The organism is Candidatus Puniceispirillum marinum IMCC1322, from assembly GCF_000024465.1.
GTDB lineage: Bacteria > Pseudomonadota > Alphaproteobacteria > Puniceispirillales > Puniceispirillaceae > Puniceispirillum > Puniceispirillum marinum.
Genome location: NC_014010.1, coordinates 250,592 through 263,790 on the forward strand (window position 1 = coordinate 250,592; position 13,199 = coordinate 263,790).

Sequence of the window (13,199 nt, forward strand, 5' to 3'; positions counted from 1 at the left end):
GGTTGCGCCTAAGTTGAATTAGTCCAGTTTTTCAAAGTGGAGCATATGTATTATGTCTGAATTCCAATTTCCATCGTCAATTAGAAGTCGTCCAATCTATGGCAAGTTTGAAGCACGGGCAGGCAAAGATTGTTTGATGATTGCTGATGCAGAGGGTGCAGAAGCAATATTGGATATGGTTCAAAAGTCAGATGATAGCCAAGAGATGATGGCAAATACCCACATTATCTATATCCCAAAACATACCGAAGAAACTTATGTCGAAAAACTCAAAGCACTAGGTGCGCGCCAGTTCTATTTAGGCGTCAGTTATGAAGCCTCAGTGCCTAGATTAAGGCATATTTTGACGAATGCCCATATGGGTTTGCAAGTTTATCTGGCTGGTACAGAAGGGGTGATGGGGCAAGCGCAACGAGAAGCGATCGAGGCAGGTATTCCCCATGTAGCCATCCAGATGGAACATCGTGGATCAGTCGCCCGCCGGATGCAATGCGTACATTGCAAGGGCATAACCGAGGATGTGATAACCGACCCATTCATCTGTTCGCATTGCGGGTTGAACCTGTTTGTCAGAGATCATTATTCCAGACGTTTAGCCGCGTTTCAGGGCGTTCGCGTTGATGCCGAAGATCACGGCAACGTCCCGGCTCAAGTGGAGTTGTATAAATGACTGCGGGTAAGAATAAAATCTTAGTCAAGGTTGTTGAGATCAGTAAGGTCAATGACCTTGTTACCCGATTTTCGTTTGAGCGAATCGATGGTGCATTATTTCCAACTTTTTCTGGTGGCGCGCATATCGTCATTGAGATGAAAGATGGCGAAATTAACCGCCTTAATCCCTATTCACTGATGTCTGATCCAATGGATCAGTCACGTTATTCAATTTCGGTTCGTCGTGATGATAACGGGCGCGGCGGGTCATTATTCATGCATCGTAAAGTCAAACTGGATGATGAGATGGTGATCAGCTATCCGGTTAACCTATTTGCAATGGATTTGCGTGCCAGCAAACACCTGATGATTGCAGGTGGTATTGGCATAACGCCGTTTCTAGCGCAAATAAAGCAGCTTGGTACCTTGCAGGGGCATTTTGAGCTTCATTATTCATGTAGGTCGCGTGCACTTGGTGCATATGCTGAAGCGTTAACCGACCACTATCCGAATAATGTTCATGTCTATTTTGATGACCAGAAACAAACAATTGATCTTGTTAACCTGCTCAAAGGACAACCACTTGGAACGCATGTGTATATTTGCGGCCCAAAAGGCATGATAGACTGGGTGCGAAATACAGCCTTTGAGATGGGTTGGCCGCATGAGACTGTGCACCATGAAGAATTTTTAGCACCGCCTTCGGGTGAAGCCTTTACCGTAAATCTGGCCACTTCCCAAAAGACCATCGAGGTCGGTGAGCAACAAAGTCTGCTTGAAGCCATTGAGGCTGCTGGTATTGATGCGCCTTATCTATGTCGGGGTGGGGCATGTGGCCAGTGCGAGACACGCGTTTTGGAATGTGATGGAGATATTCAGCATAACGACCACTGGCTCGATGATGAACAGAAAGTTGGAAAAACACATATAATGCCATGTGTTTCCCGATTTGCCGGACGCAACCTGGTTCTTGATCGATAGGAGAGCGAGATATGAGCATTCAATTCAAAGATGAAACGTTTCGCGGTGATTATACATTTAGTAACTCACAATGGGCCATTAACCGATTTCCATTTCCGTTCCACGAAGACAGTTTCATGTATTCGGTGAATATGGAGCAGCATAGCGGTGGCCCGGAAGGGTCTGTATATGAAAAACGTTTTGACGTTGACGAGCATTACCTGTCTGAAATGAAGGACAGGGCGATAGTGCTTGATGAAGATCCGCTTCGGTGCCAGTCACTGCCGCATATGAATTTAGCTGGTTGGGATTTGCTGGAACTGATCATGATGTCAAAGTCAGAAGATTATCCTGATCTGTTTGAATTGCACCGTGATGGCACTCATTGGCGGTGGATTAATCGCCCCATGGGTATTGATGATAGTTTTGTGTTTATGGACAACACCACTTTGCCCTATGCGCCAATGGAATATATCACGCGGCAAGCCCAAGGTGACTTCTGTGTTTTGGATCAACGCGATGATAATCTGTGGATGGACGCTGGCATGGTCACCACACAAGCCGATTGGTCGCTTGATTTTGACATTGGCATGAATTTCTTTGAATGGCATGCGCCGGTGCCGCGCGCGCATGAAATGGGTATTTTTAAACGGGCATTAAAGTTTTTGCTGGCCATTCAACAAGGCACGCCCGCCCGCCGTTTGAACTGGACACTTACGGTCAATCCTCTGCTGGATACAAGTCCAGAAAATTATCATAAATGGGGTATTGAAAAGGCCAGTTTGACGCCTGAAAATGTAGGTGAAAAGCAGTATCTTCGGGTCGAGTTGCAAACATTCTTTCGATTGCCGCGGTCAAACGCGTTGGTGTTTCCAATCCGGTGCTATCTGATTAAATTTGCCGATCTTGTGACAATTCCAAAATGGGGACGTCGTTTGCACAGGGTCTTACGTGATATTCCTGACGATTTGGCAACCTATAAGGGGTTCATTGCTAATCGTGAATTGCTGGTGAGTTACTTGTCACAATTTGACGATGGCGCTGAAACGTCACCTGGTGTATGGCCTGATTTACATCTGGAAAAGTGACTGCGACCCAAGCGTATAACAGCTTTTCAATAGACATAAATTGAGGCATCATCCCGCATGGTTTTAACAAATTGATAGCTTCATGACATATGTGAATGAACAGCAAACAGGAACAGCCCCGATCCGCAAAACTCATCTAGGTTTCCTTATCTTTCCGGGATTTCCGATGTCATGTCTGACGTCGATGATAGAACCATTGCGCGCGGCCAATGAAATTGCAGGTCAAGACCGGTTTGGCTGGCAATTGATTTCCGAGGATGGCGCTCGCATACCGGCAAGTGCGGGGGTTTACTTTGATCCTGATATCACGCTGGCTGATGCTGCGAATCTTGATTTTATTTTTTGCCTAAGTGGACCGATGGCACATTTGGAACATGAACAGAAATCAACTGGAATGCTTCGTCACCTTGCTCGTCATGGTACCTGTATGGGGGCAGTCAGTGGCGGTGTGTTTCCTTTGGCACGTTCCGGATTAATGGATGCGCATCCTTGTAGTGTGCATTGGTGCTATAAAGCTGCGTTTGAAGCAGAATTTCCACATATACAGGCTGTTGATGATGTGATTGTCATGGATCAATTACGCTATAGCGCGTCCGGTGCCGCCGCTGCTTTCGATATGATGTTGCATCTGATTGAGCAGGAGTTGGGCGCGCCTGTTATGACCGAAGTGGCCTGCTGGTTTCAGCACCCGCTTGTACGCGGTGTGGGCGTGCGCCAGCGGATTCCAGCATTTTACACAGCCAGTGCCGATGACATGCTGCCATCTGCGATCCAACAGGCGGTTCATTTATTTGCCACGCACATAGATGAATCAATTTCTGTCAGTACTGTCGCTGAAACTGTGGGGTTATCAGCCCGCCAGCTTGAACGCGGGTTTAAAAAAGCAACAGGGCAAAGCCCATCACATTATTACCGCTTGATGCGGATGAAAGCCGCGCGCCAGCTTGTTCTATATTCAAATGATACGCTGACCGATATCGCTTATGCCACAGGCTATAGCAATGCGGCGGCGATGGTCAGGCATTATAAGGATGCGTTTGGTATCACGCCAAAAGAGGAGCGCAACAGAATCAATCTCTTCCGCGTACAAGATAACCGTTCGCTTCCATCTATATAAAATTATATTAATTAGTGTTTTACACTACAGACTTAATACTATTTATTAAATTATGATGAAGTGATTTTGCGGATGAACGTGCGCCCAGAATTGAAAAATATCCAACTGACCGATGCAGAATAAAGCAGCTAATATGTTCAATAGCCGTGCGGGTAGCGCTGTTGTAAGGCATCTGCCGGCTATTAACAGCACATAGGCGCTCTAATATATTAACGCATAGTTCGCCAGTCAGATCAAAACGCACAAAGGAGTCATTTTGTTCGGTAACGGCGGCAATGCCAGCCAGCTTTATGGTCAGATCATCTGCCATTGTTTCATGTGATTCAATCGGGGCCTCAACCATCCATTGATCCGGGCCAGTCCATATCGCGCTTATGTCATCATGATGTGTCATTTGTTCTGGTAGTGGCAAGGTAACCCCAATCACTTTCCCAGCAATTTTACTGAGCTTATCTTTACCGCCTGCATGCGCTGCTATGGATACATAGGCAAAATCAGCATTTTCGGCGAGTGTAACACGATCATAAACATCTATCTGAGGGCTATGACCGCCAAGCGCGTGTAAGGGGGCTAGATCATGCATGGAGGCGTTTCCCTTCTGGATCGATGAAATGTGGGCTAACAACTTCGACTAGAATTTCGCGTCCCTGTAGCGGGTTTACAGCGCGGATGATTTCGCCCATGCGGTTTGACCCATTGCTGAGGAAGCCAAGGCCAATTGCATGACCTAGGCTGGGCGAATAACAAACGGATGTGACATAGCCTTGATCATGGGCGGCATTTACCGGATCATCAACCCGCATGAGATGGGCACCAGCGTCAAGGGCGTCGGCATCATTTACTGGCTTTAGGCCAATCTGAATGATGGCATCTTTTTGCGTAAGACCTTCTCGGCGCGATAGCACACTGCCAATGCTGTCCTTGGTTGCGGATACCATGCGGCCTAACCCCAAATTGAGCGCGGTGGTCGTGCCATTTAATTCGTTACCAGCGGCGTGTCCTTTTTCAATGCGCATGACACCAAGCGCTTCGGTGCCATAAGGCACAATATCATAGGCTTCACCAGCCTCCATGATACGCCGGATCAGCGCATCACCATAGCGCGTCGGAACAGCAAGTTCGTAAGCCAGTTCTCCAGAAAATGAAATTCTGAACAGACGTGCGCGCAATCCCCCGCATACTGTGACTTTACCACAGGCCATAAATGGAAAGGCGTCATTGGACAGGTCAAATTCTGGATCAATGATCTTTTCAAGAAGTTTGCGTGCATTAGGGCCAGCGATGGCATATTGCGCCCAGCTTTCGGTTGTTGATATGAGTTGAACATCAAGATCAGGCCATAGGCATTGACGGCAGAATTCAAGATGCCTGAACACCCCTACGGCATTAGCAGTAGTTGTGGTCATGACATAATGTGACTCGGCAAGGCGTGCGGTTGTACCATCATCCATGACAATGCCGTCTTCGCGTAGCATCAGACCATATCGTGTCTTGCCTATTGGCAATTTTGCAAACCCGTTAGCATAGACCCGATTGATGAATGTTGTGGCATCACGGCCTTGAATATCAATCTTGCCAAGGCTTGTCACATCACACACACCAACCGAAGCCCGTGTGGCCAAGACCTCACGGTCAACACTTTCGCGCCAATGGGTTTCGCCTGGCTGAGGATACCATTGCGCCCGCAACCACATGCCAGCTTCGACAAAAACGGCACCTTGTTCTTCGGCCCATTTATGCGATGGCGTCAAGCGGGTAGGGCGGAAATGACGATCACGGGCGCGCCCTGCCATAACGCCGATGGCTGTTGGTGTGTAAGGTGGGCGGAAAATAGTGGTGCCAACATCGGGAATGGATTTTCCCGAAAGTTCAGCCATGATCGCCAAGCCAGAAATATTGGATGTTTTTCCTTGGTCAGTTGCCATGCCTAATGTGGTGTATCGCTTTAAATGTTCGACAGAACGGAAATTTTCCTGATGCGCCAGCTTTATATCTTTGACTGTCACATCGTTCTGCTGGTCAACCCAAGCTCTTTTCTTGCCATAGCCGACATGCCAGAATGGCATAAGTTTGATAGGTGCATCTTCGGCTTTGGGTAATTTGATTGCTTTTGCCTTAATATCAATATCTGCAAGCAAGGTAACAGCTGATTGAACGCCGGATGACAAACATGAATCAAGGCTGAATTGGCCATTAGCCGCGCCAGCAACACCCAGACCAACAGGCAATGTCCCACCGGGAACAAAGGCTGCAATATCTTGTTGCCATTGCGGAAAGCCACGTTGATGGCAGGTTAGATGCACATTGGGATTCCAGCCGCCAGCAACCCCAAGTGCACCGCATTTGATGGTGCGTGTTGTGCCATTATTCATGCGAACAGTGATGGCATTCAGGCCAAGTCGTCCAGAGGTGTCAACAACGCGTCCACCAGCCAGAACCTCAATACCCTCACATTTAGGCGCGTCGGGTCTCGTGTCAATGATCGCGCTGACATCAATGCCTTTGTCACGTAAATCGGTAGCGGTGCGGTAACCATTGTCATTATTGGTAAAGATGGCGATTTGTGATGCCGGTGTGCTAGCCCACCGATTAACATAGGAACGGATGGCACTTGCCTGCATTATGCCAGGACGGTCATTATTGGGGAAACATATTGGCCGCTCGATGGCACCGCCCGCCAGAACCGCCCGTTTGGAATAAATACGCCACAACACCTGACGTGGTTTACCGTCTGTCGGAACGGCAAGATGATCTGATATGCGCTCGACAGCGCCATAAACACCATGATCAAAGGCGCCAATAACTGTGGTGCGTGGCATACAGCGCACATTGCTCATTGAATTAAGTTCGGCAATTGTTTCTAGCGCCCAGTCAGCACAGGAGGCGTCACCTATTTCATAGGTTTCGGCAGTCAGTCTGCCGCCTAGTACAAAGTCTTCATCAGCTATGATGATATCAGCACCAGCACGGGCTGCGGTTAGCGCGGCAGTGAGGCCAGATGGTCCAGCTCCAATGATCAACAGATCGCAATGTAAAAACCCTTTATCATAGCTATCTGGATCAGCTTTTGTTGATAATGATCCCAATCCCGCCGCGTTGCGGATGATGGGTTCATAAAGCTTTTCCCAAAAAGCCGCAGGCCACATAAATGTTTTGTAATAAAATCCAGCTGTCAGAAAATTTGAAAACAGATCATTTATGGCCATGGCATCAAATTGTAACGATGGCCAGCGGTTCTGGCTTCTGGCTTCAAGCCCGTCGAATAATTCGGTAACGGTGGCGCGGCTATTAGGCTCTTGGCGTGCGCCTGAACGCAGTTCAACGATGGCGTTGGGTTCTTCGGATCCGGCCGTCATAACCCCTCGTGGGCGATGGTATTTGAATGATCGTCCCATTAATCTGACATTGTTGGCGAGCAAGGCAGATGCTAGCGTATCACCCTCAAAACCATCAAATTTTTTACCGTCAAAGGTAAATTCAATCAACTTTGTACGGTCAATCATACCGCCACTGTCTAGTCGGTTAGGTTGATTTGTAAAGTGACTCATTTGCTGCGTCCCCTTTGGCGCGCCACATCGGATGCAAATTCAACTTTCTCAATGGTATGGGTTGTCGTGTCACGTGTCACAACTAACCATGAGCGATCACCTTGTTCGTGATACCAGAGCTCCTGATGTCGCCCAGCCGGATTATCGCGCAGATACTGGTAATCGTAAAAGGCGGTGTCAGCATCCGCAGTTTGCCAATCAGGTCGGTTCAGCAATGATGCATCGCCAAGATAAATGAATTCCTGGGCATCTCGGGGGCCAAGTAAAGGATGATTTATGATCATGACTAGCGGCTCCTAATGCAGGTTCGGCTGGGCGCCGACGCCTTTTTCATCGATCATATAACCGCGTTGGAAGCGGTCAAAGCGATAGGCTGTTGCTGTTTCATGTGGCTGTCCGGTTGCCAGAAGATGGGCAAAGCACCAACCTGAGGCTGGGGTGGCCTTAAAGCCGCCATAGCACCAACCCCCATTGAAAAACAGCCCATCAATATGTGTTTTGTCAATTATTGGCGATCCATCCATCGACATATCCATGACGCCGCCCCACATCCGCAAAATTCGGGCGCGGCCAATCATGGGCATGATTGCCATGCCACCTTCACACACATCTTCGACGGTCGGCAGGTTCCCACGCTGGGCATAGGTGTTATAGCCGTCAATATCGCCACCAAACACCAAACCACCTTTATCTGATTGAGAAATATAAAAATGCCCCATTCCAAAGGTTACAACTCCCGGAATGACTGGTTTTAACCCCTCAGACACAAAGGCTTGCAGAACATGGCTTTCAATTGGCAAGCGCATGCCAGCATTTGCCATCACGCGTCCGGATGACCCAGCAACAGCACAGCCAACCTTTTCAGCACCGATAAATCCGCGGGACGTCTCGACGCCGCTACAGACGCCATTTTCAATTCTGAACCCTGTTACTTCGCAGTTCTGAATAATGTCAACACCACGACTGTCTGCACCGCGCGCATAGCCCCATGCGACAGCATCGTGGCGTACTGTGCCGCCCCGCCGTTGCGCCAGTCCACCCTTGATCGGAAAACGAGCATCATCAAAATTCAAAAATGGGCATTCGGCGCGAAGTTGGTCGGCATCGAGCAAATCGGCGTCAGCCCCATTCAAAAGCATGGCATTGCCGCGTCTTACATAAGCATCACGTTGGGCATCAGAATGAAAAAGATTTATAATGCCGCGCTGGCTGACCATCGCATTATAGTTAAAGTCCTGTTCCAACCCTTCCCAGAGTTTTAGGGACAATTCATAAAATGGCTCATTACCGTCAAGTAGATAATTTGACCGGATGATCGTTGTGTTGCGTCCGACATTGCCGCCGCCTATCCAGCCCTTTTCAAGAACGGCGACAGATTTTTCCTTGAATTGTTTGGCTAAATAGTAAGCTGTCGCCAGACCATGACCACCACCGCCTATAATGATGATATCATAATGCGCTTTTGGTTCAGGCGAACGCCAGGCTGGTGTCCAGCCTTTATGTCCGGTAAGTGCTTCCTTAATGACCCGAAACCCTGAATATCGCATGTAGATCTCCTATAACGATAAAAGTGTGACCAGTCGTATGGTTTTGTAAATGCGCGAATCGGACAAACCATGTGTAAAACACGACATTATACAGCCAGCGTGGTGATTTTACCGTCTAGAATGTCTTTTATCAGCACTGTTTCGTGGGTGGTTGCGGCATGTTGTGCGGCCATGCCCATGATCACTGCCATCATGCCATCATGGATGCTGACTTCGACAGCACCATGTCCGCGAACCACGTCAGCAAATTTTTGATGTTGATAAAAGGTTGAGCCATTATGGTCTCCAGCTTCAAGCAATTCAGGGTCAACAGGAATATCAATGCTACGTGGTCCTGGTGGGTTGCGCGGACTGACAGTTAGTTTGGCAATGGGTGGGGCACCAAGATCAGCCGCCCAGAAACGTGTTGGCCCCGGTACCTGACATTCAATTTTACCCGCAACACCAACCGCAGAAATTTCTTCCTGATAACGCGACCCTTCGGCAAACATACATAATTCCAGCATCGCGCGACTGCCAGAGGCAAATTCAATGATCACATAGCCATGATCCCATATATCGGGGATCTGCCCATCATATGTTTCGTTCGTATGGTTATGGCCTTGTCCAGCCGAGGCCATAACCCGCACCGGATCAGACTGTAAAATCAAACGCATCAGATCAAAAAAATGACAGCATTTTTCAACCAAGGTTCCGCCTGTCTTGACATTAAAACGGTTCCAGTCATCAATTTTTGGCAGAAACGCAAAGCGATGCTCGCGAATTGTGAGCATGTCAATTCCGCCAGTATCCTGAGGCGCATTTTCAATCAGCGCGGTGACAGCCGGCATATAGCGATATTCCATAGCCACCCAGACCGGCGCTGGATAATTTTTTTCAAAATCCTGAAGCCGAACTATATCTGACACATGAGTGAAAAGTGGCTTTTCAACCAGAATAGGAAGCGACCTGCGACGTGCTATCTCGAGCAATTGATCGGCATGACAGAAATTAGGGCTGACGATAACCAGACAGTCCAGTCGTTCATCAGCTAGCAAACTCTCAATTGAATCATGAAAATGGGCATCAGGTGCCAGCTTTGACGCTTCGGCTTGCATGCCTGGATCAGGTTCTATAATGCCAAGCACGGTGGTGTTGGCAAGCAAAGCGATATTGCGCAGATGTTCTTGCCCCATCATGCCGCATCCGATAATTCCGTAATTAATATGTTTACCCATTCACTCGTTCCTAACGCTTCATAATATTTAATATTTCGTGTCTATTGTCATTTCCAACGGGCACGATAGCGGGCTTTGGCCGGATCAAACCATGTGCTGGACGCTTCGACAAGCTGTCCGTGCTGGTCCCAGGCTAATCGTTCGCAAAACCCCCATACTGTTTGATCACTTTGATTGAAAAGGGGTTGTCCCCAGTCAGGCATAGGCGCGACAGAAACACTGTCTTCTACCTTGGCTATCCAAAAGCCAAGATGCTCTTTGTAAAGCTGGTAAAGTGAATGTGACATGTGGTTTTGACCATCATCAAGATCGAATTTTCCGTCAATCCAGATTTCTTCTAACGCGACTTTGACATCACCAAGATGACGCACGCGGCGAATACGATGCGCCTTGTCGGAACCGCCTATATCAGGCAAACAAGCAGGCTTTGCAATCCGGCTTGCCGAGATCAGTTCTGCGCTTGGATTGCCAATTCCGTCAATGAGTTCCAGATGAAAGAAAGCGTAAATAGACTCGCGGTTGCTTTTGTGACGGATATAGTTACCTGATCCTTGAATGCGTTTCAGCATACCGCGATTGGTCAACTCAGCCAGCGCAAGCCGTAAAGTGCCAACAGCGATACCCAGTTCTTTGGCAAGAACGCGTTCAGGCGGCAACCGTTCACCATCAAGCCGGATTTTGGCGTTGACTTCGCGTTCTAGTAAATCGCAGACCTGCATATATAGCGGAATTGTTCCGCTCAAATTGGTTTTTAACATTTTTAAAAACTTTTGATTGATCGCCCACATAAAATCTGTAAAGTTAATATATTGATACAGCATTGATCTATATCAATCAAGGCTGCTTTTCGCACATTAACGATGACAAAAGATCATTGCAAAGTGGTTGGGTTAAATGAAGTTGGGGGTTTTAGGTGTCGATTATTCCAGTTAAATCTGAAGGGCTAGGTGCGTCAGAAGTGGCGTGGTTTGCGCCGCTTTGCTCGGATGATTACCAGTATCTTGGTAAACCAGACGGTGATTTGCGCAGTAGCTGGGAAAATACATCGCGTATTATCCGCAAAGCTGATGAGCTAGGTTTTCGCAATATTCTGTGTCCGTCTTCTTATCAAGTCGGGCAGGACACTTTGACCTTTGTCGCGGGCAACGCCCCATTGACATCAAATATCAATATGCTAGCAGCTGTGCGCTGTGGCGAGATGCAGCCTATTATGCTGGCGCGGACAATCGCGACACTGGATCATATGCTAGAGGGCCGCTTGACTATCAATATCATTTCTTCAGATTTTCCAGGTGAGGTTGCGGATAGTAACTATCGCTATCAGCGTTCACGTGAAGTGGTCGAAATTCTGAAACAGATATGGAATCGGGATGAGATAAGCTATCAGGGTGAGATATATAAATTCGATACATTACCAACCGATCCAGCGCGTCCCTATCAGCAGAATGGGGGCCCATTACTATATTTTGGGGGTTATTCACCTGCTGCAATCGAATTATGCGCACAGCATTGTGACGTATATCTGATGTGGCCGGAAACCAAGGATATGCTGGCTGAACGCATGAAAGCTGTTCATGAGCGCGCTAAGGATTATGGCCGGGTTCTTGATTACGGATTACGCGTCCATGTCATTGTACGTGATACCGAAGCCGAAGCGCGAGATTATGCCGAGCATCTGGTCAGCCAGCTTGATGATGAATATGGAAAGGCTATTCGCAATAGGGCGCTTGACTCAACCTCGTTGGGCGTTGCGCATCAGGCACGCAACCGTGACGAAGCTGATGATTTTGGCTATGTCGAACCACATTTATGGACAGGTGTGGGACGGGCAAGATCGGGATGTGGCGCCGCTTTGGTTGGATCAACAGATCAGGTACTATCCGAGATCGAGGCATATCAGAAGATGGGTATCAACGCCTTTATATTTTCTGGCTATCCGCATTTAAGCGAGTGCGAGTCATTTGGCAAACGGGTATTGCCACAATTATCAACATGTTCATTGCCTGAGGTCTATGGGCGGGTGCCGTCAAGCACACCAAACACGCCACTTGGCAACGGCATACGTAAATAGGAATGTGGATATAATGGATCGTTTATCAATTAATCGTGGGTCTTCGATGCCACAACTCGAACTTAGCCGCATTGTTTATGGTATGTGGCGTCTTGCAGATGATGAAAATCGTGACGTGTCACATGTTCAGGCCAAGGTTGAAGCCTGTCTTTCCCAGGGTATCACCAGCTTTGATCAAGCCGATATATATGGCAATTATGAGTCTGAACGTTTGTTTGGAAAATTGTTGAAAGAAGCACCACATATAGTTGACAATATTGAAATTATTACCAAGTGTGATATTCAATTATTGACTGATAAGTCACCTGAGCGCGTGGTAAAATATTATGATACTAGCGCGACGCATATTAACCATAGTGTTGATAATTCATTGAAGCTTATGAATATCGATCATATCGATATCCTATTGTTGCATAGGCCGGATCCATTGATGGATCATCATGAGACCGGCGCGGCACTAGATGCGCTGATAGCATCAGGTAAAATTGGCAGTGTTGGTGTTTCAAATTTCAAGCCATGGGATATAAATTTGTTGCAATCGGCCATGTCTAATCCTATTGCATCCAACCAGATTGAAATTTCACTGCTGGCGCATGATGCGTTTACGAATGGCGATATTGCGTTTGCCCAGGAAAAGAATATTGCCCTAATGGCATGGTCACCTCTGGCCGGGGGCGGTTTATTTGAAAAATCCAACAAAGTCTTGTTTGACAAACTTTCCGACATAGGTGCGCGCCAGAACTGTGACGCATCGGCGGTTGCCGTGGCGTGGCTATTGGCGCATCCAGCGGGCATTATGCCTGTCATGGGCACAAATAATCTTGATCGCATCGCGCATCTTGGTGATGCCTGCAAAATTGAGATGGATCGTGAAACTTGGTTTGTTTTGTATGAGATGGCGCTTGGCCATGAAGTGCCTTAGGCATTAGATAGGCTTTGACATAACTGGTTTGGTCATGAAATAGAGATTGCGGTGTTTGAACATAATGTCGCCTGCAAA

At 47.7% G+C, this 13,199-nt stretch carries 12 protein-coding genes; 6 read left to right on the plus strand and 6 right to left on the minus strand.

Annotated elements, in window-relative coordinates; all coding sequences use genetic code 11:
- The first annotated feature begins 52 nt into the window (after window positions 1–52).
- The 4 genes from SAR116_RS01220 (at window position 53) to SAR116_RS01235 (ending at window position 3,816) form a co-directional block, all read left to right on the plus strand.
- Complete coding sequence (locus SAR116_RS01220) at window positions 53–670, plus strand: dimethylamine monooxygenase subunit DmmA family protein (protein ID WP_013045109.1); 618 nt, start codon at window positions 53–55, stop codon at window positions 668–670.
- A complete protein-coding gene (locus SAR116_RS01225) occupies window positions 667–1,632 on the plus strand; it encodes a PDR/VanB family oxidoreductase (protein ID WP_013045110.1) in 966 nt (321 codons plus the stop codon). The genes SAR116_RS01220 and SAR116_RS01225 overlap by 4 nt, the downstream gene beginning before the upstream one ends.
- An 11-nt stretch (window positions 1,633–1,643) precedes the next feature.
- Entirely contained in the window at window positions 1,644–2,699 is a 1,056-nt protein-coding gene (locus SAR116_RS01230) for a heme-dependent oxidative N-demethylase family protein (protein ID WP_013045111.1), read from the plus strand.
- 82 nt (window positions 2,700–2,781) lie between these two features.
- On the plus strand, window positions 2,782–3,816 hold the full coding sequence (locus SAR116_RS01235; protein WP_013045112.1) for a GlxA family transcriptional regulator: 1,035 nt from the start codon (window positions 2,782–2,784) through the stop codon (window positions 3,814–3,816).
- Window positions 3,817–3,835: 19 nt separating this feature from the next.
- Here the strand turns inward: SAR116_RS01235 and SAR116_RS01240 are convergent, their stop codons facing one another.
- The 6 genes from SAR116_RS01240 to SAR116_RS01265 all read right to left on the minus strand — a co-directional run bounded on the left by SAR116_RS01240 (window position 3,836) and on the right by SAR116_RS01265 (window position 10,886).
- The gene (locus SAR116_RS01240) at window positions 3,836–4,399 is read right to left on the minus strand and encodes a sarcosine oxidase subunit gamma (RefSeq protein ID WP_013045113.1); all 564 of its coding nucleotides are present in this window, start codon (window positions 4,397–4,399) and stop codon (window positions 3,836–3,838) included.
- Window positions 4,392–7,364 (minus strand): sarcosine oxidase subunit alpha family protein, encoded by a 2,973-nt coding sequence (locus SAR116_RS01245; protein ID WP_013045114.1) that lies wholly within the window; start codon window positions 7,362–7,364, stop codon window positions 4,392–4,394. Before SAR116_RS01245 ends, SAR116_RS01240 begins: the two co-directional genes overlap by 8 nt.
- Entirely contained in the window at window positions 7,361–7,648 is a 288-nt protein-coding gene (locus tag SAR116_RS01250; protein ID WP_013045115.1) for a sarcosine oxidase subunit delta, read from the minus strand. Before SAR116_RS01250 ends, SAR116_RS01245 begins: the two co-directional genes overlap by 4 nt.
- A gap of 12 nt (window positions 7,649–7,660) precedes the next feature.
- Window positions 7,661–8,911 (minus strand): sarcosine oxidase subunit beta family protein, encoded by a 1,251-nt coding sequence (locus tag SAR116_RS01255; RefSeq protein ID WP_013045116.1) that lies wholly within the window; start codon window positions 8,909–8,911, stop codon window positions 7,661–7,663.
- Between the two features lie 86 nt (window positions 8,912–8,997).
- On the minus strand, window positions 8,998–10,128 hold the full coding sequence (locus SAR116_RS01260) for a Gfo/Idh/MocA family protein (RefSeq protein ID WP_013045117.1): 1,131 nt from the start codon (window positions 10,126–10,128) through the stop codon (window positions 8,998–9,000).
- Window positions 10,129–10,175: 47 nt separating this feature from the next.
- Window positions 10,176–10,886 carry a GntR family transcriptional regulator gene (locus SAR116_RS01265; RefSeq protein ID WP_041861024.1) on the minus strand — a complete coding sequence of 237 codons (711 nt, stop codon included), beginning with the start codon at window positions 10,884–10,886 and terminating at the stop codon, window positions 10,176–10,178.
- A 155-nt stretch (window positions 10,887–11,041) separates the two neighbouring features.
- Between SAR116_RS01265 and SAR116_RS01270 the strand changes: the two genes are divergently transcribed.
- Together SAR116_RS01270 and SAR116_RS01275 are read left to right on the plus strand one after the other, a co-directional pair.
- On the plus strand, window positions 11,042–12,199 hold the full coding sequence (locus SAR116_RS01270) for an LLM class flavin-dependent oxidoreductase (protein WP_013045119.1): 1,158 nt from the start codon (window positions 11,042–11,044) through the stop codon (window positions 12,197–12,199).
- A 13-nt stretch (window positions 12,200–12,212) separates the two neighbouring features.
- Entirely contained in the window at window positions 12,213–13,121 is a 909-nt protein-coding gene (locus SAR116_RS01275; RefSeq protein WP_041860695.1) for an aldo/keto reductase, read from the plus strand.
- Window positions 13,122–13,199: the final 78 nt, after the last annotated feature.

Coding starts and splice junctions, on each gene's coding strand:
- SAR116_RS01235 (WP_013045112.1), top strand. CDS start 2,782: ATGACATATGTGAATGAACAGCAAACAGGAACAGCCCCGATCCGCAAA.
- SAR116_RS01260 (WP_013045117.1), bottom strand. CDS start 10,128: ATGGGTAAACATATTAATTACGGAATTATCGGATGCGGCATGATGGGG.
- SAR116_RS01245 (WP_013045114.1), bottom strand. CDS start 7,364: ATGAGTCACTTTACAAATCAACCTAACCGACTAGACAGTGGCGGTATG.
- SAR116_RS01265 (WP_041861024.1), bottom strand. CDS start 10,886: ATGTTAAAAACCAATTTGAGCGGAACAATTCCGCTATATATGCAGGTC.
- SAR116_RS01240 (WP_013045113.1), bottom strand. CDS start 4,399: ATGCATGATCTAGCCCCCTTACACGCGCTTGGCGGTCATAGCCCTCAG.
- SAR116_RS01275 (WP_041860695.1), top strand. CDS start 12,213: ATGGATCGTTTATCAATTAATCGTGGGTCTTCGATGCCACAACTCGAA.
- SAR116_RS01225 (WP_013045110.1), top strand. CDS start 667: ATGACTGCGGGTAAGAATAAAATCTTAGTCAAGGTTGTTGAGATCAGT.
- SAR116_RS01255 (WP_013045116.1), bottom strand. CDS start 8,911: ATGCGATATTCAGGGTTTCGGGTCATTAAGGAAGCACTTACCGGACAT.
- SAR116_RS01250 (WP_013045115.1), bottom strand. CDS start 7,648: ATGATCATAAATCATCCTTTACTTGGCCCCCGAGATGCCCAGGAATTC.
- SAR116_RS01220 (WP_013045109.1), top strand. CDS start 53: ATGTCTGAATTCCAATTTCCATCGTCAATTAGAAGTCGTCCAATCTAT.
- SAR116_RS01230 (WP_013045111.1), top strand. CDS start 1,644: ATGAGCATTCAATTCAAAGATGAAACGTTTCGCGGTGATTATACATTT.